Below are 22,586 nucleotides of genomic sequence, written 5' to 3'. Positions count from 1 at the left end.
GAGCGCGGTGCCACGGGCTATTCGTCGGGGGGACACGGGGGACGGGGGCTCAGGCCCGGACGACGGGGCGGGGGGCGACCGGCCGCAGCCGGTCGTAGAGCTGGGCGAGGCCGTCGGCGATCCGGGCGATGTCGTAATGGGCCACGGCGGGCGGCTGGGGCAGCGGGGTGGAGCGGCGGCTCCAGAGTTCGCAGAGCGCGGCGGTGTACGCGGCGGTGTCGGAGTCGATCCGCTCGGCGCCGGGGGCGGCCTCGGCGGGCAACTCGTCCAGGGCCGGGCAGGCGCTGTGCCGTACCGGCAGGCCGGCGGCCAGCGCCTCCAGGACGGTCAGGCCGAAGGTCTCCTCGGTGGAGGGAGCGGCCAGCACGTCCATCGCGGCCAGCAGCTCGGGGATGTCGTCCCGCTCGCCGGTGCAGAGCACCCGGGACCGGACGCCGCGCAGGGTGGCCCGGCGCAGCAGCTCCGGCTGCTGCGGGCCGGCGCCGACCAGCAGCAGCCAGGGCTCGCGCAGGGCGGGGTGCTGCTCCGCCAGGGCGGTCAGCTCGGCCAGGGTGTCGATCAGGATCTCGAACCGCTTGCCCGGCACCAGCCGGCCGACCGCGCCGATCACCCAGGCCTGCTGCGGCAGGCCCAGCTCGGCCCGCACCGTCTGCCGCAGCGCCGCCCGGGAGGCGGTGGGCAGCGCGTAGCGGGCGGCGTCCACGCCGTTGGGCAGCAGGTCGACCCGCCGCACGCCCCAGGTGTCGAGGGTGCCGGCCACCTGGCGGGAGACCGCGACAGTGGTGGAGCCGAGCCGCTCGGCGGCGAGGTAGAGCGCCTTGACGCCGGGGGTGACGGCCCGGCCCTCGATCACCCCGGGGTGCAGCGAGTGCTCGGTGGCCACCACCGCCCGCACCCCGCCGAGCCGGGCGGCCAGCCGGCCGTAGAGCCCGGCCCGGTAGAGATGGGTGTGCACCAGGTCGTAGCCGCCGGTGCGGACCAGCCGGGTGAGCCGGGGCAGCACGGCCAGGTCGCGGTTGCCGCGCATCCGCAGGTCGTGCACGGTGACGCCGTCGGCCCGCAGCGCGGCGGCCACCGCGCCGGGGTTGGTGAGGGTGGCCACCTCGCAGTGGTGACGCTCCGGCAGGTGCCGCAGCAGCAGCTGGAGCTGCCGTTCGGCGCCGCCGGCCGCGAGGCCGGTGATGACGTGCAGGATCTTCATGGGGTTGACCGTTCGGGGCGGGCGGTGGGCTGGTGGAGGGCCACCGGGTGGCGGCACGGGGGCCGGCCGGGTGGCCGGCCTCGGGTGAGGGGTCGTCAGGAGGGTTTGCGGGGGCGGGCCTGGCGCAGGCCGGTGAGGGCGTCGCGGAGGCGGTGGCGGCCGCGCTTGGCGGTGAGCCGCAGCGCGCCGTCGCGGTCGCCGACGTAGCAGCGGGGCAGCGCGAAGCGGCCGGTGAGCTCGCCGTGGTCGATCGCGCAGGCGTACTCGTAGCCGGCCTCCTGGACGGCCAGGGTGGCCGGCAGGTCGACCGCGCCGTACGGGTAGCAGAAGCCGGTGACCGGGCCGCCGACCAGCTCCTCCAGGGCCCGACGGCTCTCCCTGGTCTGGGTGGCCAGCACCTCGGGCGGCAGCCCGGGCAGGGCCTGGTGGCCGAGCCCGTGCGAGCCGATCTCCCAGCCGGCGGCGGCGAGTTCGGGCACCTGCTCGGTGGTGAGCAGCCGCTTGCGCGGGCCCATCACGTCCCAGCCGTTGTCACTGCCGAGCAGGTCCGGCACCACGTAGGCGGTGGCGGTGAAGCCGTGCCGGTGCAGCACCGGCACGGCGTGCCGGGCGAAGTCGGCGTAGCCGTCGTCGAAGGTCAGGCCGACCAGGTGGTCGGCCCGGCCCTCGGCGCGGGCGGCCAGCAGCTCGCGGATGCTGACGCCGCGTCGGCCGGTGCGGCGCAGCCAGTCCATCTGGGCGGCGAACCGGCGCGGGCTGACGGTGAGGAGGTACGGGTCGTCCTCCTCGTCCGCGACCGAGTGGTACATCAGGATCCACGGGGCGGCCCGGCTCTCGGTCGCCTGGGACGGCAGGCGGGGCTTCTGGGGTTCAGGTTCCATCGGGCAGCTTCCCTTCGGGGGCCGGTGGGTTCAGGGCCCGTACCAGGGCGAGCACGGGGCCGCGGACCTCGGGTGCGCCGAGCGCGGTGCCGAGGGCGGCGAAGACGAGGAGCACGCAGAGCCCGCCCAGCACGGTGGCCAGCAGCGGGTCGCGGACGGGGTACCCGGCCGGCAGGCCGGTCAGCGCCGCGCCGACGGCGGCGGCCAGCAGCCGGGCCTGGCCGCCCAGCACCTTGGGCACCCGCAGCGCGATGCCGCGCAGCAGCAGGCCGCGCATGAGCAGCGCGGCGGTGGTGGTGATGCCGGCCGCGTTGCCGGCGGCGAGGCCGAGGGCGCCGAAGTGCGGCAGCGCGGCCAGGCCGACGCCGACGGTGACCACCAGGCCCACCGCCATCGCGGCCACCGGGTACCAGTCGAGCAGCGCGGTGCGCTGCCCGGCCGGCTGGTCGGCCCGGCGGACCACCGGGCGGACCGAGAAGTACGGGCGGACCATCACGCCGATCAGCGCCTGGGCGGGCAGGCCGAAGCTGTAGACCCGGATCACGGCGGCGGTCGCGGCGGTGTCCTGCGGGCCGAAGGCGCCGCGCTCGAAGAGCAGCGAGACCACCTGGGGGGCGCAGGCCATCAGGAAGGCGGTGCCGGCCAGCACCACGGCGGCGGCCTGGCCGAGGTCCTTCTCCACCCTGTCCCGGGCCGCCGTCAGATCGCCGGCGGCGAGCGCCCTGGCCACCAGCGGGAAGGTCACCGTACAGATCAACAGGGCCGCCGTCATGGCGAGTTGGGAGACCTTGGCGGCGTAGTTGAGGTGCGAGATGGTGCCCGGGGGCAGGGCCGAGCCGAGGAAGCGCTCGATGAAGACCTGGGCCTGCCGGGTGAGCGTGAAGGCCGCCACCGGGAGCATCGCCAGCGGCATCAGCACCAGCGACTGCCGGGAGCGCCGGCCCCGGCCCGGGCGGCCCTCGCGCAGGCTGCGGACGAACGGGCCGATCAGGAGGGCGGTCATCAGGGCGCTGCCGAGCGCCACCCCGACGGCGGCCGAGCGCACTCCGAGCAGGCCGTGGCCGGTGAGCAGCAGGGTGAGGATCGCCGCGTTGTAGACCACGTAGATGGCGGCGGGGGCGGTGAAGCGGTGGTGCGCCCGCAGCGCGGAGCCGAGGTAGCCCGCGACGCCGAACGGCAGGATGGTGATCGCGGTGATCCGGGTGCAGGTGACCGCCAGGCCCGGGTCTGCCAGGCCCGGGGCGAGCACCTCGACCAGCTGGGGGGCGCCGAGGGCGACGGCGGCGGAGAGCGCGCAGAGCGCCAGCAGCAGCCAGGGCAGGGTGGCCCGGACGAGCTGGCGGACCGGGTCGGGCCCGTGCGGGCGCTCCTCGCGGAGCACCAGGGCCAGGCTGAAGGCGGGCACCATGAGGAAGGCCATGGCGTCCTCGATCAGCAGCGGGGCCGCCGTCTCGGGCACCGTCCAGGAGACCAGGAAGGCGTCGGTGCCCTGGTTCGCTCCGAAGTACCGGGCCAGCAGCAGGTCGCGGAGCAGCCCGAGGCCCGAGCCGGCCGCGCTGAGCAGTGCCGTCACCCCGAACGCCCGCGCGAGGAAGCCCCGGCGGGCCGGGGCTTCCTCGGCGGGGGCCGGGGTGCGGGCCGCCGGGATCAGGGGAGCGACCACGCCGGGCTGATCGGTCGTCATGCGGGGCGGGCTCCAGGGTCGGTGGGGGCCGCGACGGGTCCGGCGGGCGCCGTCCGGGCGGCGGGTCCGGTCGCGGTCGCCGGCGTGGCGGGGCCGGTCGCGGGCACCGCGGCGGCGGGGCCGGTGCCCGGCAGGGCCGCCTTGGTGGCGAGGCCGAGGACGATGGAGGTGAGCACGGTGGTGGTGCCGCCGATGTCGCCGTACAGGAAGTCGACGAGCACCCAGGTGAGCAGGGCCAGCGCGGCCAGGCCCGGGCCGGCCGCGCGGCGCAGGGTGCCGAGCAGCAGGGCGAGGAAGAGCGCCAGGTAGGCCACCGCGCCGACCAGGCCCTGCTCGCTGAGCACCAGGAAGTACATGTTGTGCGGGGAGAGCAGCGGCTCGCGCTGGAAGCCGATGGTGGAGTCGGCCGCGTCGCTGCCCGAGGAGAGCCGCAGCGGGGCGTGGCTGTCGCGCAGCTGCTGGAAGGACTTGGGGCCGGCGCCGGTGAGCGGGTGGTCCTGCCAGATCCGGCCGGCGGTGGCCCACAGGTCGTAGCGGTCGCTGACCGACTGGTCGGGGGCGGCCTCCACCGAGCCGATGCTGCTGAGCCGCTCGGTGACGCCGTCCGAGCCGATGCCCACCCCGCCGACCAGCACCACCAGGGCGGCGGCGCCGAGCACCACGCTGCGCACCAGCAGCCGGGCGTCGGCCCGCAGCAGCAGCACGGTGGCGGCCACCGCGCAGGCGATCCAGCTGCCCCGGCTGAACGAGACGGCCAGCGGGAAGGTGAGGAAGGCCGCGGCGGCGAACATCGCCCGGCGCAGGCCGGGGTGGCCGCCGGGGCCGCGCTCGGCCAGGCCCAGCGCGAGGGCGGCCAGCAGGCCGAAGCTGACCACGGTGGACATCGCCATGATGTCCAGCGCGCCGAAGGTGCCGACGGCCCGGATCGGCTGGCCGGTGTACGAGGCGCCGGTCCTGGTCAGGTACTGGTCGGCCCCCACCACGCCCTGGATCAGCGCGGCGGTGACGAAGGAGCCGAGCACCAGGCGCTGGTCGGTGCGGTCGCGCAGCGCGCAGACCACGGCGGCGGGCACCAGCACGAAGACCTGCACCAACCGGACGAAGCCGGTCAGGCTGGTGGCCGGGTCGATGGAGCCCACGGTCGCGGCGGCGGCCGCCAGCACGATGCCGCCGAACAGCGCGGCCGCCGTGCGGGGCAGCGGCGGGGTCCGGCCGCGCAGCAGGTCGAGGGCGGTGAGCCCGACCAGGGCGAGGGAGGCCAGGTCGGCGGCCGTGACGTGCACGGCCGCCGCGACGTCCTTCTCGCCGGTGGGCACGCAGACCAGCAGCACGGTGGTGGCGGCGAGCAGGCTGGGGCGGTCGGTGACGGCGCGTAAGGCGCGGCCGAGCGGGGCGGCCGAGCCGGTGCCCGGGGCGGGGGCCGGACGGGCGGCCGCAGCCGGGGTCGCGGCCGCAGCCGGGGTCGCGGCTGCGGCCAGGGCGGTGGCCGGCCCGGCCGGGGCGGAGTCGAGGGCCATCGGTGGGGTCAGCTCCCGTCCGGGTGGAGCATCAGGGCGGCGGTGCGGAGCAGCAGCTTGACGTCCTGCCAGAGGCTCCAGCTCTCGATGTAGCGGTTGTCGAAGCGGGCCCGGGCCTCGATCGAGGTGTCGCCGCGCAGGCCGTTGACCTGGGCCAGACCGGTCAGGCCGACCGGGACGCGGTGGCGGTCGGCGTACTCGGGGTAGGCCTGGCCGAAGCGCATCACGAAGTACGGGCGCTCGGGGCGGGGGCCGACCAGGCTCATGTCGCCGCGCAGCACGTTCCACAGCTGGGGCAGCTCGTCGAGCGAGGAGCAGCGCATCAGGTGGCCGATCCGGCTCATCCGGTGGTCCTGGGCGATGTTCCAGTGGGTGGCGGACTCGTGCTCGTTGGCCGGGCGCAGGGTGCGGAACTTGAGGACGGTGAAGACCTTCCCGTCCAGGCCGGTGCGCTGCTGGCGGAAGAGCACGCCGGGGCCGGTGTCGAAGCGGACGGCCAGCGCGCAGAGCGCCAGCACCGGGGAGAGCGCGACCAGGCCGAGCCCGGCGGCCACCACGTCCAGCGCGCGCTTGGCGGCCCAGCCGGGCCGGCGCATCGCGGGGCGGCCGAGCCGCACGCAGGGGAAGCCGAACAGGTGGTCGCGGGCGGCCGGGCCGCCCACCGAGCCGTACTCGCGCAGCGCGGGCACCAGCCAGACCTGGCAGCCGAGCCGGCTGGCCTCGCGCAGGGCCTCGGCGGTCTCGCTCTCGTCGGCGGCGCCCTCGGTGGCGAGCACGTGGTGAACGCGGTGGCGGCGCACCTCGCGCTCCAGCACGTCGCGCCCGCCGAGCACCGGGAGGCGGGTGCCCTCGCCGATCAGCACCGGGTGCGGGTCGAGGAAGCCGACCGGGCGCAGCCCGTACTCGCGGCGCTCCGTCAGCGCGGCGGCCACCCGCTGGCCGAGCCGGCCGGCGCCGAGCACCAGCACCGGGCTCGGACGGCGGCGGCGGGCCCGGCGCAGCGCGCGGTAGCAGAGGGCCCGGCCGGTGGCGGCGAGCAGCAGGAAGAGGGTCAGTTGGGCGGCCAGCCGTAGCGGGGTCTCGGGGGCGCCGACCGGCCAGGCGCCGAGGCAGGCGGCCAGGGTGACGGCGAAGGCGGTGGCCACGGCGGCGCGGGCGGCGAGGGCGGGCACCTCGTCCAGGGCGGAGGGGGTGAGGCGGGTGCGGTAGAGGCCGCCGGCCAGGTTGAGCGGCAGCAGCAGCGGCAGCACGGCGGCCGAGCCGAGCAGGGAGTGCGGGCGGCCCTCGGTGGCCAGGGTGGTGAACGCGGCGGCGACGAAGACGGCGAGCGCATCGGTGCTGACCAGGGCGGCCGGCAGCGCCACCCGGGAGCTCAGGCCCCGGCGGTGGCGGCCGACCGGCGGTGAGGGCCGGCTCTGCGCCGCGGCGGCGGGACGGTCGAGCAGACCCGTGGCGAACCGCCGGGAGGGCGGCAGAGGTCGGCCCGGCCGAGGCACACTCTCGTGGTCAATGGTCATCAGCGCGCGAACTCCCCTGCTGGGTAGCCCCCGCACCGGGCCGCCGGGGGCCGGGGCGAGCCGACCCTGCGACCCGGCCCGGTGGCTGCGGTCCAGGTGGCACCTGCTGCCGTGAGTGGCATGCCGTGAGTGGCATTCGAACATTCCCCGGAAAGGGTTATGGCACTCCCCTGACCGGAAATAGTGAAGAAGCAGGTAAAATCAGACAATACCGAACGCCGGCTTGATTCCAGGAAGCTGACTTGCCATTTCATTCCACCTGCCCATTAATCAGACTTTCGGATTTTGAATCCTCAGCTGGCACCGGTCCAGATGCGAACACGGCAGCACCCTCGCGGCGAGCATTCACGGTCTGAGAAACGATCAGAGCCGCCCAGGGACACGGCTCCGGCGGTGCACCCCCCGCTGTCGGGGCGGTCGCGCCGAGCCCTCCGTTCGCAGGAGATTTCGATAGACCGCGTCCACCTGGGCGACCGTGTTCCGAACGTCATGTCGCCCGATCAGGTGTTCGCGGGCCGCCGCTCCGCGACGTTCGCATTCGATCGGATCCGACAGCGCCGCGATCAGCGCCCGGGCCAGCCGGGCGGGATTCTCCGGCTCCACCAAGGAGTGCGCGGCCTGCCCCGGCGGCAGGCATTCCCGGGCCCCCGGCACGTCCGAGAGCAGCACCGGCCGGGCGGTGGCCATCGCCTCCAGCGGGGCCAGCGCCATCCCCTCCCAGCGCGAGGGCAGCACCACCAGGTCGGCCGCCGCCAGCCAGGGCCGCGGATCGGCCACGTCCCCCGCCAGCCGCACCCGGGCCGGCTCCGGCAGCTCCCGCACCCGGTCGGCCACCGCGTGCGCGTCCGGCCCGTCGCCGACCAGCGCCAGCCTGGCCTGCGGCAGCTCCGCCAGCACTTCGGCCCAGGCGTCCAGCAGCACGTCCTGCCCCTTCTGCCGGCAGAGCCGCCCGACGCAGACCGCCAGCGGCGCGTCCAGCTCCAGGCCCAGCGACATCCGGGCCGCCCGGCGGGCCGCCGAATCCGCCGGGGCGTGGTGGCGCACGTCCACCCCGTTCGGCACCACGTGCCAGGCGGCGCGCAGCCCCAGCTCCTCGCCGTCCCGGCGCTCCTGCTCGCTGACGCAGAGCACCGCCTTCGCCCAGCGCGTCGCGTACCGCTCCCAGCGCAGGGTCGCCGCCGCGACCGGGCCCTCGACGGCCGCGAAGGACCAGGCGTGCGGCTGGAACACCGTCGGCAGCTTGCCCCGCACCGCCAGCCGGCCGGCCAGGCCCGCCTTCGCGCTGTGCAGGTGCAGCACGTCCGGCTTGGCCGCCCGCACGATCCGGCGCAGCCGGTACGCCTCCGCGACCGTCCCGCCGCCCGGCGACCTGGTGGCCGGCCAGTCCAGCACCAGCGCCCCGGCGGTGGCGGCCTCCTCGGCCAGCCTGCCGCCCTGCGGGCAGGCCACCAGCACCCGGCAGCCGGCCTCCCGCTGGCCCCGGACGAGGTCCACCACGACGCGGGCGACGCCGCCGTCGACGGGCTGGGAGACGTGAAGGATCGTCATGCGCACGGCCGCGAGCCTAGGTCGGCCCGCGGCCGTGGAAGGCGCGCTTTCACTCGCCCCGGGGAGCTCTGTCACTCGTTCGAGGGGCGCGGACGGCCCTGGGCAGGGCCGGCCGGGTCAGAGCTGCTCGGGTCAGAGCTGCTCTCGGGTCAGAGCTCGTCGGCGAGGCGGGCGAGCACCGCGTCGTGGATCCGGTTGAGGCCCTTGGGGGCGAAGGTGCGCTCGAAGAAGCCGCCGATGCCGGTCGCGCCCTGCCAGGTGGTCTCGATGACCACCTTGGCCTGCTCGCCGCTCCCGCTCACCGTCCAGGTGATCACCATCGAGGAGTTGGCGTCCGTCTCGACCAGCGTGAGCGGGCTCGGCGAGGTGACGGTGAAGAGGCAGTCCCGGGTCCGCTTCTCGGTGGCCTGGAGCTTCCAGTGCACCTGCGTCCCGGCCCCCACCCCACCGGCCCGCACCTCGTACTCGCTGTACTGCGCCGGCAGCAGCTTCGGCCGGGTCACCGCATAGTCGGCCAGCGCCTCGAACACCCGCTGCGGGCTCGCCTGGTAATCCCGCTCGGTGGCAGCGTGGACCTGTCCCATGGTGACTCTCCTCGAAGTACGTACAGCTACCTGCGCAGCCGTGTCCCCCAAGCCAACCACCGCCTTACACCCGGGCCAAACCGGCCCCCGGGGCCGTACTCCCGCCACCGGTGGTCCGGAGCGGGTTCAGCCTGAGTGGTCGAGCCGGATGAGCCCCCGGCGCGCCGCCTCCGCCACGGCGGCTGCGCGGTTCTCGGCCTTCAGCTTGCGGTAGATGCGCACGAGGTGGGTCTTCACCGTCGCCTCGCTGAGGAACAGCGCCTCCGCGATCGCCCGGTTGCCCAAGCCCTCGGCCGCCAGCCGGATGACCTCGACCTCGCGCTCGGTCAGGTCCGCGTCGGGGCGCACCACTTGGCCGACCAGCTCCCCGACGACCTCGGGGGCGAGGGCCGTGGCACCGGCGGCGGCGCCACGGACGGCCCGGAAGAGCTCCTCGGGCGGCCCCGCCTTCAGCGCGTATCCGCGGGCTCCCGCCGCCAGCGCCCGCACGATGTCGGCCCGCCCGGAGAAGCTCGTCAGCATCAGCACCGGCACGGCCGGGGCCTCGACGGCGAGCCGGCGGACGGCCTCGACACCGTCGATGCCGGCCCCGGCGAACCGGAGGTCCATCAGGACGACATCGGGCTCCAGCCGGACGGCGAGCCGCACAGCCTCCTCGCCGCTGCCCGCCTCCCCGACCACCTCGAGGTCCGGTTCCCCCGCCAGCAGGGCCCGCAAGCCGGCCCGTACGAGGGCGTGGTCGTCCGCGACCAACAGACGTACGGTCATCCAACGGTCGCAGAGGTCAGCCGGGGGGCCGTCGCCGGGAGCACGGCCCGCACCCGGGTGCCCCGACCCGGTGCGCTGGTCAGCCACAGGTCGCCGCCGCACTCGCGGAGCCGGGCACGGGCCGCCGGGAGGCCGAAGCCGCGACTCTGCCGAGGGGTGGTCCCGGTCGGTTCGAAGCCCACCCCGTCGTCCTGGACGTCGAGTTCGATCCGGTCCTCCTCATGGCGGAGGGTGACCAGCACGTTCACCGCGCGGGCGTGCTCGCGCACGTTCGCCAGGATGCCCTGCGCGAGGCGGAACAGGGTGGCCGCCGCCTGCTCGTCCAGGACGGGACGGGGCTCCCCGACGGAGCGGAACCTCACCCGGGCCGCGGCCCCCTCCCGCTCCACCTGCGCGCACAGCAGCCGCAGCGAGCCCTCCAGCCCGGCCTCGGCGACGGCGGACGGTGTGAGGTCGTGGATGATCCGGCGGGTCTCGGCGAGATTGCCGTCCAGGCCGTCGGCCACCGCGCGGACTCTGGTGCGGGCCGCGTCCGGCCGCTGGTCCCAGTCCCGCTCGGCCGCCTGGAGCAGCATCAGGCTGCCCGCGAGCTCCTGGGCCAGCGTGTCGTGCAGGTCGCGGGCGATCCGGGTGCGCTCGGCCGACACACCGGCCCGGAGCCGCTGTTCCGCCAGATCGTCCCGGGTGCTCCGCAACTCCTCCAGGAGACGCTGGCGTTCGGCGGCCTCCCGCTGCTGGGCCCGGTAGAGGGCCGCGGTGCCCCAGACGGCCGCGACCGGGATCAGCGTCATCTCCAGGTCGAGCCGGCCGGTGGAGCCGACCAGCCGCCAGCCCAGCACCACGGAGATCGCCCCCACCGCGACCAGCGCCGCCCACCGTCCGAGAGCCCGCAGGGCCGCGCAGGCGAGCGGCACCCCGCACCAGGCGTACGCCGAGGTCAGCGGCGCCGGAGCGAGGAGCACGAGGACGCCCCAGAGACCCACCAGCGTGGTGATCCAGCCGAGCCGGACGGCCGGACCGAGCCGGCTCCACAGCCCCAGACCGGCCCCGTACACCACGGCCAACAGCCCGCTGACGCCGACCATGTGCCAGCAGAGCGGGCTGTCCAGTGCCACGAGCCGGACGACGGCGGCACCGACGACCAGGAAGAACACGTAGTGCGGGGCGTGCTCCAGGGCACGTCGGACGCCGTGGGCGGGAGCGCGGTCGGTCACGGCAGATCCCCTTGGACGGACTGATCCACTTGGAAGCGTCCGAGTCTATCGGGGTCTCGGTATGACCTGGATGAGGAACCGTGCGCTACGCGCCCGGGTGCAGCCCCAGCCAGCCGGGCGTGGGGTCACCCTTCACCTCGCCGAAGTACAGGGCGAAGGTCTGCTTCCAGCGCTCGATCGCCGCACGGTCGGCCATGAAGCGGGGGAAGCCGTCGAGGTGCGCGTTGGGGTACTCCCAGACCGGCTTCAGGCCCGTCGGGGGCGTGGCGTCGGTGCGGACGGACCAGCCGTTGAAGGACCTCTGCTGCGTGGCGAGCGACAGCTGCCAGTTGAGGTACAGCTTGGCAGCGGTCTTGTTCGCGGCCTGCTCCAGGATCGCGGCGCGCTGACCCCAGGCCATGAACGGGGCGCTGTAGGGGACGACCCACCGCACGGGCCCGGTGGAGAGCGGCGCGCCCGAGCCGCCGACGCCGATCGCGTGGGTGCCGCCCCGGACCGCGTCGCCGGGGGAGTTGCTGCCGCGCGCGAATCGCACGTCCTGGGCGGCGAGCCCGGCCACCCACTCCCAGCCGTACTTCTGCACGTAGAGCGAGTAGAGGTAGAGGACCGCGTCGTCGTCGTGCGGGTAGGAGGAGGCGATCTTCCCCCTCCACTTCGGGTCGACCAGGTCCAGCGGAGTCCGCGGAGCCTCGGAGCCTACCGCGGCCGGGCCGTACATGAAGCTGAAGCCGATCGCTCCGATGGCGACCCACGCACCCTCCGGGTCCTTGAACTTGTCGTACACCTTGGAGAATCCGGCCGGCTTGTACCGCAGCAGCTGCCCCTGCTGCCCCCAGCGCGTGAAGTCCTGGAGGGTCTGGAGCTGCACGACGTCGGGGACGAGGGTGCCGGTGGCGAGCTGGTTGTCGACGCGGACATCGTGGTACTTGCTGTAGTCCACGACCAGGGTCAGGTCGATGAGCGGGAAACGCTCGAGGAACGCCGCCTTGGTGGAGTCCTGCTGGGTCGGGGTGTCCCCACCGGCGTAGACGACGAGCCTCCCGCCCTCGGCGAGGGCGGCCCGGTACAGCTCGTCGAGGGTCCTGGTCTCCTCGGACCCGGTGGTGGCCTGCGCGGGGCCGGCGCCCAGCGCGCCGATCCCGATGGCGGCGCCTGCGGCGGCGCCGGCGGTGAGGACGCGTCGCCTGCTGAGGAAGCTGGACATGAAGCGGAGGCCTCTCTGACGGGGAGTGATGTACGCATCCTGGCCGCCACTGACGGGCGCTCGCGTCCTCCTGCCGGCGCGGGGGACGGGCTGGAGTGGTAACCGCGGTTCAACCGAACGGTTGACTGGGTGACGGATTAGGGTGGCCGGTGTGCTGAACGAGGTGAGGGCTCTCAGGTATGTGGACCCGCTGCGGGCGGGTGGGTCGGTGCCCGGGATCGTCGAGGCGGACGATCTGGGGACGTACGTGGTGAAGTTCACCGGGGCCGCGCAGGGGCACAAGGCGTTGATCGCCGAGGTGGTGGTCGGGGAGCTGGGGCGGCGGCTGGGGCTGCGGGTGCCGGAGCTGGTGCTGGTGGACTTCGACCCCGGGGTCGCCGCGCACGAGCCGGACCAGGAGATCCAGGACCTGCTGCGGGCCAGCGCCGGGGTCAACCTCGGGATGGACTACCTGCCGGGGTCGCGGGACTTCAAGGCGGGCATGATCGAGGTCTCGCCGGCCGAGGCCGGGCGGGTGGTCTGGCTGGACGCGCTGACCGGCAACGTGGACCGCAGCTGCGCCAACCCGAACCTGATGGTCTGGCACGGCGCGCTCTGGCTGATCGACAACGGCGCCGGCCTGATCTTCCACCACCGCTGGTCCGGCGCCCACGCCTCGCTGCTCAAGGCCTACGACCTGCGCGACCACGCGCTCGGCGGCTACGCACCCGACGTGGCCGCAGCCGACGCCGAGCTGGCCCCGCAGGTGACGGCCGAGCTGCTGCGCGAGGTGGTCGCCCTCGTCCCGGACGCCTGGCTGGCCGACGAACCGGGCTTCGACTCCGTCGAGCACGTCCGCGAGGCGTACGTCCACCACCTGGCCGCCCGCGCGGCCGGCTCCGCCCACTGGCTCCCCGCCGACTTCTCCTCCCCCGCCCAACTCAAGGCCGAGGCCGCCGAACGCGCCGCCGCCACCCGCGCCGGCCGCCCGGCCTGGCTCCAGCACGTCCCGGACCGGACGGCCCGGCGATCCGGCTGAGATCCGGCTGAGATCCGGCTGAGCCGACGCCCTTACGGCCGGCTTCAACACGGGCTAGCGTCAGCCGACATGACGAATCATCAGCGATTGGCCCTGGCGCCGGCGACCGCGCTGGCCGCCCTGTGGCTCCTGACCGGGTGCGGCAGCGAGGGCAACGGCTACCAGGTCAAGGTCAGCGTCCCGCCGCCGGCCCCGTCGGCCTCCGTCTCCGCCGGCGCCCAGCACCTGTACGCGTACGACCAGGCGGCGAGCAGCGCGGCCGAGCCCGTCGCCGCCTACGACCGGGCCCTGACCGCGCTGGCGGCGCACTGCCTGGAGCAGGTCCAGCCCCTCGAAGACGCGGTCCACGGCGCGGCGACGCGGCTGAAGGCCCTGGGCAGCAAGGACCAGACCCACCTGACGGTGCTGCGCGGCGTCGCTGACTCCCTCCCCGGCGCCTACCCCAGGCTGCGCTGCACGCCCTTCTTCGACACGTACGTCGCCGCCCAGCAGCTGACCGGCACCGTGCACTGAGGAGTGCGCCGAGCGGCGTTCAGGCGGCCGGGGCGCCGAGCAGCAGGGAGACGGCCTCGGCGACGGTGGAGACGGTGTGGTCCGGGGCAGCCGCACCGGCCTCGGGCCGGGGGCGGCCGTGGTGGAGCCAGATCGTGCGGAGCCCGGCCGAGCGGGCGCCGGCGATGTCCTGGAGGAGGTTGTCACCGGTCATCCAGCCGCCTTCGGCGAGGCGGGCGCCGCAGCGGCGGGCGGCCAGTTCGAAGATGCCCCGGTCGGGCTTGCGGATGCCGACCTCGGCGGAGATGCACCAGCCGTCGACCAGCTCCGCGAGGCCCGTGCGGCGGATCTTGGCCCGCTGGCTGTCGGTCATCCCGTTGGTGACGATCGCCGTCCGCCAGCCGGCCGCCCGCAGCGCGCCGAGCGCCGCCAGGTCCTCCGCCCGGCAGACCGCGAGCCTGGGCATCCGGCGCCGGTACTGCGCCCAGAGCTCCGCCACCGGCTCGGCCAGCCCGAACTCCGCCCGGACCAGCCGGAACCAACCCTCCATCGGCCCGCTGTGCAGCCGGTCGGCGGCGGCCAGCCAGGCCCGGGCGGAGTCGTCGAGCCGGCGGTCGGCGGCGAACTCGTCGAGCCAGCGGGCGAAGGCGGCGTCCCGGTCGAGGAGCGTGTTGTCGAGGTCGAAGAGCGCGAGCTGCTGCATCGGGCCAACCTACGGGCGGGCCGGACGGGCGCGACGGACGGGCGGACGGGCGGGCCGGGCGGGCCGGGCGGGCCGGTTACGGCTCCTGACCGGAGGTCAGTAGCGCCAGCGCACCGCCTCCACCACCTCCGCGTCCGTGTGCATCGCGAACAGCTCGGCCTCCGCCCGCCGGACGGCGAGGACGGCTTCGTACAGCTCGGGGCCGAGGGCCTCGCGCAGCAGGGTGGACTTCTCGAAGGCGTCGACGGCCTCGGCGAGGGAGGAGGGGAGGCGTTCGGCGGTATCGAGGTCGGCGGGGTCGGTGGTGGTCTCGGGCGGGAGGGGGTGGGCGGCGTCGAGGCCGGCCAGGCCGGCGGCCAGGACGCCGCCGAGGGCGAGGTAGGGGTTCGCGGTGGCGTCGAAGCACTTGAGCTCGGCGTTGGCCTGGCCGGCGGCGGAGCCGGTGATCAGGCGCAGCGCCGCCTCGCGGTTCTCCAGGCCCCAGCAGCGGTAGGAGCCGGCCCAGTGCGAGGGGACCAGGCGCAGGTAGGAGGCGACGCTGGGGGCGCCGAGGGCCAGCAGGGCGGGGAGTTCGGCGAGCAGGCCGGCCAGGAAGTGCTCGGCCTCGGGGTGCAGGCCGTGCCGGCCGGGGCCGCCGGCGGCGAGGCCCAGGCCGTCGCGCCAGAGGCTGAGGTGGAGGTGGCCGCCGTTGCCGACCGAGCCCTCGGTGAAGACGGGGGCATAGGAGACCCGCAGGCCGTGCCGGGCCGAGACGGCCCGGATGGTGTGGCGGACCAGGAGGGCGGTGTCGGCCGCCTCGACCGGGCCCTCGGGGGCCACCGAGACCTCGAACTGCCCGGCGGCGTACTCGGGGTGGAGCTGGAGCACGGCCAGGCCCTGGGCGGTGAGGGCGCGCAGCACCTCCCGCAGGTAGTCGGAGTGCTCGACGAACCGGGTCATCCCGTACGCGGGCCCGGTGGTGGCCGGTGTACCGTCCGCCCGGGCCACCACCCACTCCACCTCGATGCCGGCCCGCACGGTCAGCCCGCGCCGGGCCAGCGCGTCGGTGGCCCGGCGGGCGAACCGGCGCTGGCAGCCGGGGTGCGGGGTGCCGGCCTGGGTGTACCGGTCGGCGGGGGCCCAGGCCCAGCCGGGCTGGGCGGCGAGCCGGGTGAGCCGGTCGAGGTCGGGGACGAGCCGCAGGTCACCGACCGGGCCGGTGCCGCCGGGGGCGCTGGTGATCGAGTCGTCGACCAGGAAGACGTCGAAGCAGGGGGCGGCGCCGACCCCGTACTCGGCGGCGTGCTCGAGCTGGGCCAGCGGGACGGACTTGACCCGGGTGAGCCCGGCGTTGTCGACCCAGCCGAACACCACCCCGTCGATCCCGTCGGCGGCCAGCTCGGCGGCGGCGAGCCGGGCCCGGGCGGCCCGCTCGGCCCGTGGGTACGTGGTGGTCATGTCACTCATGGTGACATAGACGGTGTGACCCAGGTCACCATGGCCCGAGAAATATCCGGGGAAAGTCTGTCCGTTTAGCTACTATGGCTTAAGCGGGGAAGGGTTCCCCGGTACGTGGCGGAGAGGAGACCACCAGTGACCAGCACCGATACCGCCACGGCGACTCAAGCAGGCGCTGCCGCCCCCGCTGAAGCGGGGCTCAAGACGGACCTCAAGGCGGCGAAGGCCGCCAAGACCCCCCGGCTGCGCGCGGACGCGTGCCGTAACCGGGAGCGGATCATCACCGCCGCCCGGGAGATCTTCGTGGAGCAGGGCGCCGAGGTGCCCTTCGACGAGATCGCCCGCCGGGCCGGCGTCGGCAACGCGACGCTGTACCGGAACTTCGCGGACCGCCGCGACCTGGCCCACCACGTGACCCTGGCCGTCATGACCAGTGTCGCCGACCAGGCCGACAAGGCGGCAGCCGAGGAGCCCGACAGCTTCGCGGCGCTCAGCCGCTTCGTGCACGCCGCCGCCGACGAGCGGATCGGCGCGCTCTGCCCGATGATCAACGACCACGTCGACCACTCGGCGCCCGACATCCAGGCCGCCAAGGACCGGTTGGACGCGGCGGTCACCGAGCTGGTCTCGCGCGCCCACGCCAGCGGGCAGTTGCGGGCCGACGTGGGCGCCGGTGACCTGGTGGTCGCCCTCGCCCAGCTGACCCGCCCGCTCCCGGGCTCCGCCTGCCTCGACCTCGAACCGTACGCCCACCGCTACCTCCAGCTGCTGCTGGACGGCCTGCGGGCCCCGGCGGCCACCGAACTGCCCGGCCGGGCCACCACCCTGGAGGACCTGCGCCGCCACCTGTGACGGCCGCACCCCACGACTGTCCCACCTGAGACTTCACGCAGTACCGACGACGCCACGAAGCTGACCACGCACGCCCTGAACACACGTTAGTGGGTATCCCCATGTCCGAAACCTCCCTGCTGCCCGATCCGCGGCGCTGGAAGGCCCTGGCCTTCATCGGCCTCGCCCAGCTGATGGTCGTGCTCGACGCGACCATCGTGAACATCGCCCTGCCCTCGGCCCAGGCCGACCTCGGCATATCCGACGCCAACCGCCAGTGGGTCATCACCGCCTACGCGCTGGCCTTCGGTGGCCTGCTGCTCTTCGGCGGCCGGATCGCCGACCTCTGGGGCCGCAAGCGCACCTTCATCGTCGGCCTGAGCGGCTTCGCGCTCGCCTCGGCGCTGGGTGGCGCCGCCGCCAACACCGCTATGCTGCTGGGCGCCCGCGCCCTCCAGGGCGTCTTCGGCGCGCTGCTCGCCCCGGCCGCCCTCTCGCTGCTCGCGGTGATGTTCACCGAGGCCAAGGAGCGGGCCAAGGCCTTCGGCATCTACGGTGCGATCGCCGGTGGCGGTGGCGCGATCGGTCTGATCCTCGGCGGCCTGCTCACCGAGTACATGAACTGGCGCTGGACCTTCTTCGTCAACATCCCGTTCGCCGTGGTCGCGATCACCGGTGCCGTCCTGGTCATCCGGGAGCCGGCCGGCAGCCGCAACCGCAACAAGCTCGACATCCCCGGCGTGCTGCTGGTCTCCACCGGCCTGGTCTCGCTGGTCTACGGCTTCACCCGCGCCGAGACCGACGGCTGGACGGCCGGCATCACCCTCGGCCTGTTCGCCGCCGCCGCCGTGCTGCTGATCGCCTTCGGCATCGTGGAGAGCAAGGTCAAGGCGCCGCTGCTGCCGCTGCGCGTGCTGTGGAACCGCAACCGCGGCGGGGTCTACCTCTCGCTCGGTCTCGCCGTGATCGGCATGTTCGGCCTGTTCCTCTTCCTCACCTACTACCTGCAGGTCGTGCTGGGCTACAGCCCGGTCAAGACCGGCCTGGCCTTCCTGCCGATGGTGGCGGGCATGATCACCGGCTCGACCCAGATCGGCGCCCGCCTGATGACCCGGGTCCCGGCCCGCTTCCTGATGGCCCCCGGCTTCCTGGTCGCCTCGCTCGGCCTGCTGATCCTGACCAACATCAAGGTGGACGGCGACTACCCGACGCTGATCCTGCCCGGCCTGGTGCTGATGGGCCTCGGCATGGGTACCGCCTTCATGCCGGCCATGAGCCTGGCCACCTACGGGGTCGAGCCGCGCGACGCGGGTGTCGCCTCCGCGATGGTCAACACCTCGCAGCAGGTCGGCGGCGCGATCGGCACCGCCCTGCTGGCCACCGTGGCCAACAGCGCCGCCACCGCCTTCGCCAAGTCGCACCACCCCTCCGGTGGTTCGCAGGCGCAGATCGGCCTCTTCAAGCTGGAGGTCATGGTGCACAGCTACACCACGGCCATCTGGTGGTCCTTCGGCATCCTGATCCTGGCCGGCCTGGTCGCGGCCGTCCTGATCAACGCCCCGCACCAGGGCTCCAGCCAGACCTCGGCCGACGCCTCCGCCGAGGACGCCATCCCGGTGATGGCCCACTGACCCACCCGGGTTGCCCACTCCGCGGCCCCCGGTGACCTCCACGGTCACCGGGGGCCGTTGGCGTACCCACGGTTACACCGACCTCAAGATCTAGTGCATACGGGTGAATCGGGCCGGGGCGGCAGCTGGACCATGTCTAAGATCCACTACTCGTGACAGAAGATCAGAACGGCGGCAGTGCCCAGGTGTTGATCCTCGGCGCGGGCCCGGCGGGCCTGCTCCTGGGCAACCTGCTGCACCGCGAGGGCATCGACTGCGTGATCCTGGAACGAGCCGGCCGAGCCACCCTGGCCGACCGGGCCCGGGCCGGCTACCTCGCCCCCGACACCGTCCGCACGCTGCAGCGGCACGGCCTGGCCGAGGGCCTGTCACGCGGCGGCAGCTCGCACGGCAGCTGCGAGTTCCGCACCGAGGACGGCCGGTTCCGGCTCGACTACGACCAGCTCGGCCGAGGCGAGGCGCACACCGTCTACCCGCAGCAGCAACTGGTCGCCGACCTGCTCGACACCTACCTGGCGGCGGGCGGCCGGATCGCCTTCGACACCGAGGCGCTGGCCGTACACGGTACGGACACCGACGCCCCCACCGTCACCGCCCGGGCCGCCGAGGGCCGGCCGGTGCGCTGGCAGGGTCGGTACGTGGCCGCCTGCGACGGCCGGCACGGGGCCGGGCGCCGGGCGCTCGGCCCCACCGTCCGGCACCATCGCCGCGACCACGGCGTCAGCTGGCTGGCCCTGCTCGCCGAGGCCCCGCCGAGCCTGGACGCCGTCGGCTACGCCGTCCACCCCCACGGCTTCGCCGGGCACATGGCCCGCACCGACCGGATCACCCGCTACTACCTCCAGTGCGAGCCCGGAACGGACCCGGCCGCCTGGCCGCAGGAACGTATCTGGGCCGAACTCAGCCTCCGACTCCAGGCCGACCGCTACGGCCCACTGCACCAGGGCCCGATCACCCAGCGCGGGGTGGTCGCCCTCGAATCCGACGTGGTCGAGCCGCTGCGCCAGGGCTCCCTGCTGCTGGCCGGCGACGCCGCCAGTCTGATCAGCCCATCCGCCGCCAAGGGCGCCAACCTCGCCGTACTGGCCGCCGAACTCCTGGCCGCCGCCCTCGCCGACGACCTGCTCCGGGGCGACCCCAGCGGCCTGGACCACTACTCCGAACGCTGCCTGGCCCACATCTGGCGGGCCCAGGAGTTCTCCCGGTGGATGATCCGCCTGCTCCACCCCGAGCGCGACCCCTTCCAGGAGCGCCTGCGCCGGGCCCGGCTCGACTCCCTGCGCACCTCGCGCGCCGACCAGGACTGGTTCGCCCAGCACTACGTGGGCCTCTGACCTCCCCTCATCTCCTTCCCCTCCCCTCCCTGTACTCCTACCGACGAGGAGCGATCCGGCATGACCACGATCGCGCAGTACCCACCGACCCTGCCCTCGCCCTCCCCGGCCCCTGCGCCACCGCCCGGGCCGGTGCCGACCGACGAGGCCCGGCTGCGGGCCGCCGCCGAGTTCGTCCGCGAGCAGGACGCCGCCACGCTGCTCCCCCGGCTGCTGCCGGGCCTGACCGGGCCCGATCTGCGGGCGCTGGCCGGACGCTGCCGGTTCGCCCACGCCGCGGTCTCGGTCTTCCCGGCCGACCGTCAGGCCTTACGAGCCGCCCTCACCGCCGCCGGGCTGCCCACCGGCACCGGCACCCAGCCCAGCGTGGTGGTCCGCGACCGACTCGCCCGTCGCCACCAGCTCGACCCGGCCGAGCTGGACGTGCGGATCCTGCGCCCCACCGTGACCGGCCCGGACGGCTCGCCCCGGATGGTGGAGGTCTTCGCCCTGACCGTCCCGCCCGGCTCCGCGCTCACCGCGGTGGCCGACCACGAGCGGGCCGCCCAGCACGAGGCCCACCTGGCCTTCGAGGTCACCCGGCCCGACCCGCTGGCACTGCGCGGGCTCACCACCCTGCTCACCCAGCACGGCGCCACGCCCGACGGCGGAGGCCACAACCCGCACGAGAACGGCACCGTCCTCTACTTCACCCTCCCGCCGGCCACCGGCACCGAATACCGCCGGATCGAGCTCTATGCCCCCGGCGACCACCGCCAGGCCCTGGCCGCCCACCTCTCCGCCACCCCGACCGAAACCTCTGACGCCTCCGACGCCTCTGACTCTTCTGACGCCGATGACGCCTCCGAGGCCTCTGACGCCTCGTCGGCCGAAACGCTTCTGCGGCTGATGACCGGCGCCTGGACCACCCAGGCGCTCGCCGTTTTCGCCCGGCTCCGGCTGGCCGACGTGCTGGCCACCGACACCGCGACCGGCACCGAGGCGCTGGCCCGCTCGGTCGGGGCCGATCCGGTCGCCCTGGCCACCCTGCTGCGCTACCTCACCATGCACGGAGTGCTCACCCAGGACGCGGACGGCCACCGGCTCACCCCGCTCGGGGCGCTGCTGCGCAGCGAGGCCACCGGCTCGCTGCGCCCGCTGGCCCTGATGTACGGCGGGCCGTTCTACCAGTCCTTCGCCCACCTGACCCACACCGTGCGTACCGGCGAGACCGCCTTCGACCACCTGCACGGCGAGAACCACTTCGAGCACTTCGCCCGGGACCCGCAGCTGGCCGAACTCTTCGACCGCTCGATGGCGGCAAGCGCCCGGATGTTCGAGCCGCTGGCCGCCCACCCCGCCATCACCGCCGCCGCTTCGGCCGGCGGCACGGTGGTGGACGTCGCGGGCGGCACCGGCGAGTTGCTGGCCGGGCTGCTGGAGGCCCACCCCCGGCTGCGCGGCGCCCTCCTCGAACGCCCGCACGTGATCGACGCGGCCCGCCGCCGCCTCGACCCCGCCCGAGTCGCCTTCCACGGCGGCGACTTCGCCGACGTGCCGCCGGGCGGAGACGTCTACGTGCTCTCCCGGATCCTGCACGACTGGGACGACGACCGCTGCCGCGAGATCCTCCGCCACTGCGCCCGGGCGATGCCCACCGACGCCTCGCTCCTCATCGTCGAACGCGTTCTCCCCACCGACGGCTCCCCCTCCCTCGCCACCGCCTGGGACCTCCACATGATGTGCAACGTCGGCGGCCGCGAACGCACGGCCCCCCACTACGCCACCCTCCTCACCACCGCCGGCCTCACCCTCACCGGCCTCTCCCCCCTCCCCCTCGGCGGCAGCGTCCTACACGCCCGCAAGAGCTGACCTCGCTACCCCGGGCCTCGGCGGGCGCCCCGACGCCACTGAGGCCCGGCACAGCGATGCACAGCCGGACGAACCGGCTCAGTGGGCTTTACCCCGTGGTGTGGACACTTCTGAGAAGCGGATATTCGGGCTGAGGGTCTCGGCGTCCGGGTTTCTACCGATGGATACGCGCGCCCCCGTCCGCATGGCCCGCAGGGCGGCGGATGAGGAACTGGCCGGGCTGATCGAGGAGATCCACAGCGAGTCGAACGGCGCCTACGGCATCCCCAGGAGCACCCGCGAGCTGTGGGAACGGCACGGTGCAGTCCCCCGCAAGCGCGTTGCCCGGCTGCTGTGGGGACGCGGGCTGGCCGGGCGTCGCCTGCGGCGCACGGTCCGCACGACGGTCGCGGACCGGAACGGTACCGGGTGGGCGTTGGATGAAGTCTTCTTCAGTCGAGCCTCTGGGAATGCCATTCCCCCTTCCCTTCGCATTTCTTCTGGAGAGATAGAGGTCCGCTCGACGTGTCAGATGCACTTTCCGGATCATCGATTCGAGCATGGCCCGTACTTTGACCTGCCCAGGTATGATGGACCTCCAATTTTCCCGAACCTCCAGGGGCCAACTTGAGGCTGTCGACGCTTGAGATTGATCGAATCGATTGGGATTCGTATGAATGTGGCTGCGGGCGCCCGGCCGGCCATCTTGCCACCGACTTGCGCAATCTGATTTCCGCGAACACGGAAGAGAAAATTCGACGGGTTGATTTCGAGGGGCACGTCGAGCATGGAACCATCATTTTCGAGGTCACGCCCGTTGCCATCACCGTAATGGTGGCCGCATTGAGCGAAGAGCTCCACCCCGAGGCTCGCCACAAGCTTCACACCACGATTCTCCGGAGCATTAGCGGCGAGGGCGAGGAGATGGTCAACGGGACTCCAGTCGGCGCTTGCGCAAGTGCCGCACGCGCGGGACTTTGGCAACTCTACAAGGATGCCGCAGAAGGTTTTGGAGTGGCAGCTCTCATTGTCAACATAATTGGCGGCGAGCGCGCACGCCTCGAATATTTCATCAGCCGACTCGAAGATCCCCCGGAGTGGGTCGGCAATTGGAATAAATTGAATCATAAATGAGTCGCCAGAGCTGAATTCGTGATGTAGCTCGGGCCGGTGGAGCAGTGGCGTTCGCCCT

At 74.0% G+C, this 22,586-nt stretch carries 20 protein-coding genes; 8 read left to right on the top strand and 12 right to left on the bottom strand.

The window, feature by feature from the left end; all coding sequences use genetic code 11:
• Positions 1-49: 49 nt before the first annotated feature.
• The 10 genes from CFP65_RS28260 to CFP65_RS28220 all read right to left on the bottom strand — a co-directional run bounded on the left by CFP65_RS28260 (position 50) and on the right by CFP65_RS28220 (position 12,118).
• Complete coding sequence (locus tag CFP65_RS28260; RefSeq protein WP_104818827.1) at positions 50-1,201, bottom strand: glycosyltransferase; 1,152 nt, start codon at positions 1,199-1,201, stop codon at positions 50-52.
• Positions 1,202-1,296: 95 nt separating this feature from the next.
• A complete protein-coding gene (locus CFP65_RS28255) occupies positions 1,297-2,082 on the bottom strand; it encodes a polysaccharide deacetylase family protein (protein ID WP_254552615.1) in 786 nt (261 codons plus the stop codon).
• A complete protein-coding gene (locus CFP65_RS41265; RefSeq protein ID WP_254552614.1) occupies positions 2,072-3,766 on the bottom strand; it encodes a lipid II flippase MurJ in 1,695 nt (564 codons plus the stop codon). Before CFP65_RS41265 ends, CFP65_RS28255 begins: the two co-directional genes overlap by 11 nt.
• Complete coding sequence (locus CFP65_RS28250) at positions 3,763-5,283, bottom strand: O-antigen ligase (protein ID WP_254552613.1); 1,521 nt, start codon at positions 5,281-5,283, stop codon at positions 3,763-3,765. Before CFP65_RS28250 ends, CFP65_RS41265 begins: the two co-directional genes overlap by 4 nt.
• Before the next feature lie 8 nt (positions 5,284-5,291).
• The gene (locus tag CFP65_RS28245) at positions 5,292-6,800 is read right to left on the bottom strand and encodes a sugar transferase (protein WP_158702390.1); all 1,509 of its coding nucleotides are present in this window, start codon (positions 6,798-6,800) and stop codon (positions 5,292-5,294) included.
• A 363-nt stretch (positions 6,801-7,163) separates the two neighbouring features.
• Positions 7,164-8,348 carry a glycosyltransferase gene (locus CFP65_RS28240; RefSeq protein ID WP_104818825.1) on the bottom strand — a complete coding sequence of 395 codons (1,185 nt, stop codon included), beginning with the start codon at positions 8,346-8,348 and terminating at the stop codon, positions 7,164-7,166.
• A gap of 149 nt (positions 8,349-8,497) precedes the next feature.
• The gene (locus tag CFP65_RS28235) at positions 8,498-8,932 is read right to left on the bottom strand and encodes an SRPBCC family protein (protein WP_104818824.1); all 435 of its coding nucleotides are present in this window, start codon (positions 8,930-8,932) and stop codon (positions 8,498-8,500) included.
• A 126-nt stretch (positions 8,933-9,058) separates the two neighbouring features.
• A complete protein-coding gene (locus tag CFP65_RS28230; RefSeq protein ID WP_104818823.1) occupies positions 9,059-9,700 on the bottom strand; it encodes a response regulator transcription factor in 642 nt (213 codons plus the stop codon).
• Positions 9,697-10,914, bottom strand: coding sequence for a sensor histidine kinase (locus CFP65_RS28225; RefSeq protein ID WP_254552612.1), 1,218 nt, complete (start codon positions 10,912-10,914; stop codon positions 9,697-9,699). Before CFP65_RS28225 ends, CFP65_RS28230 begins: the two co-directional genes overlap by 4 nt.
• A gap of 85 nt (positions 10,915-10,999) precedes the next feature.
• Positions 11,000-12,118, bottom strand: coding sequence for an ABC transporter substrate-binding protein (locus CFP65_RS28220; protein ID WP_104818822.1), 1,119 nt, complete (start codon positions 12,116-12,118; stop codon positions 11,000-11,002).
• A gap of 151 nt (positions 12,119-12,269) precedes the next feature.
• Here CFP65_RS28220 and CFP65_RS28215 point away from each other — a divergent pair, with 151 nt between their 5' ends.
• Positions 12,270-13,136 carry a HipA family kinase gene (locus tag CFP65_RS28215; RefSeq protein WP_104821186.1) on the top strand — a complete coding sequence of 289 codons (867 nt, stop codon included), beginning with the start codon at positions 12,270-12,272 and terminating at the stop codon, positions 13,134-13,136.
• Between the two features lie 69 nt (positions 13,137-13,205).
• Positions 13,206-13,649 (top strand): hypothetical protein, encoded by a 444-nt coding sequence (locus CFP65_RS28210; RefSeq protein WP_158702389.1) that lies wholly within the window; start codon positions 13,206-13,208, stop codon positions 13,647-13,649.
• A gap of 19 nt (positions 13,650-13,668) precedes the next feature.
• Here CFP65_RS28210 and CFP65_RS28205 read toward each other — a convergent pair whose 3' ends face one another.
• The gene (locus CFP65_RS28205) at positions 13,669-14,331 is read right to left on the bottom strand and encodes an HAD family hydrolase (RefSeq protein WP_104818820.1); all 663 of its coding nucleotides are present in this window, start codon (positions 14,329-14,331) and stop codon (positions 13,669-13,671) included.
• A gap of 96 nt (positions 14,332-14,427) precedes the next feature.
• Positions 14,428-15,768 carry a glutamine synthetase family protein gene (locus CFP65_RS28200; protein WP_104818819.1) on the bottom strand — a complete coding sequence of 447 codons (1,341 nt, stop codon included), beginning with the start codon at positions 15,766-15,768 and terminating at the stop codon, positions 14,428-14,430.
• Positions 15,769-16,011: 243 nt separating this feature from the next.
• On the opposite strand from CFP65_RS28200, the gene CFP65_RS28195 reads away from it, so the two are divergent.
• From CFP65_RS28195 to CFP65_RS39260, 6 genes are all read left to right on the top strand, one after another.
• Positions 16,012-16,620: a TetR/AcrR family transcriptional regulator gene (locus tag CFP65_RS28195; RefSeq protein ID WP_254553124.1), complete on the top strand. Its 609-nt coding sequence runs from the start codon at positions 16,012-16,014 to the stop codon at positions 16,618-16,620.
• A 101-nt stretch (positions 16,621-16,721) separates the two neighbouring features.
• The gene (locus CFP65_RS28190) at positions 16,722-18,230 is read left to right on the top strand and encodes an MFS transporter (RefSeq protein WP_104818817.1); all 1,509 of its coding nucleotides are present in this window, start codon (positions 16,722-16,724) and stop codon (positions 18,228-18,230) included.
• A 152-nt stretch (positions 18,231-18,382) separates the two neighbouring features.
• Positions 18,383-19,564 (top strand): 4-hydroxybenzoate 3-monooxygenase, encoded by a 1,182-nt coding sequence (locus tag CFP65_RS28185; protein ID WP_254552611.1) that lies wholly within the window; start codon positions 18,383-18,385, stop codon positions 19,562-19,564.
• A 60-nt stretch (positions 19,565-19,624) separates the two neighbouring features.
• Positions 19,625-21,415, top strand: coding sequence for a methyltransferase (locus CFP65_RS28180; RefSeq protein ID WP_104818815.1), 1,791 nt, complete (start codon positions 19,625-19,627; stop codon positions 21,413-21,415).
• Between the two features lie 160 nt (positions 21,416-21,575).
• Positions 21,576-22,025 carry an IS3 family transposase gene (locus tag CFP65_RS28175; RefSeq protein WP_158702388.1) on the top strand — a complete coding sequence of 150 codons (450 nt, stop codon included), beginning with the start codon at positions 21,576-21,578 and terminating at the stop codon, positions 22,023-22,025.
• A complete protein-coding gene (locus CFP65_RS39260; protein WP_158702387.1) occupies positions 22,022-22,528 on the top strand; it encodes a hypothetical protein in 507 nt (168 codons plus the stop codon). The genes CFP65_RS28175 and CFP65_RS39260 overlap by 4 nt, the downstream gene beginning before the upstream one ends.
• Positions 22,529-22,586 lie beyond the last annotated feature (58 nt).

The organism is Kitasatospora sp. MMS16-BH015 (assembly GCF_002943525.1).
Lineage (GTDB): Bacteria > Actinomycetota > Actinomycetes > Streptomycetales > Streptomycetaceae > Kitasatospora.
Note: the sequence above shows the minus strand (reverse complement) of the source record. Positions and strands in the feature narration are given on the sequence as shown.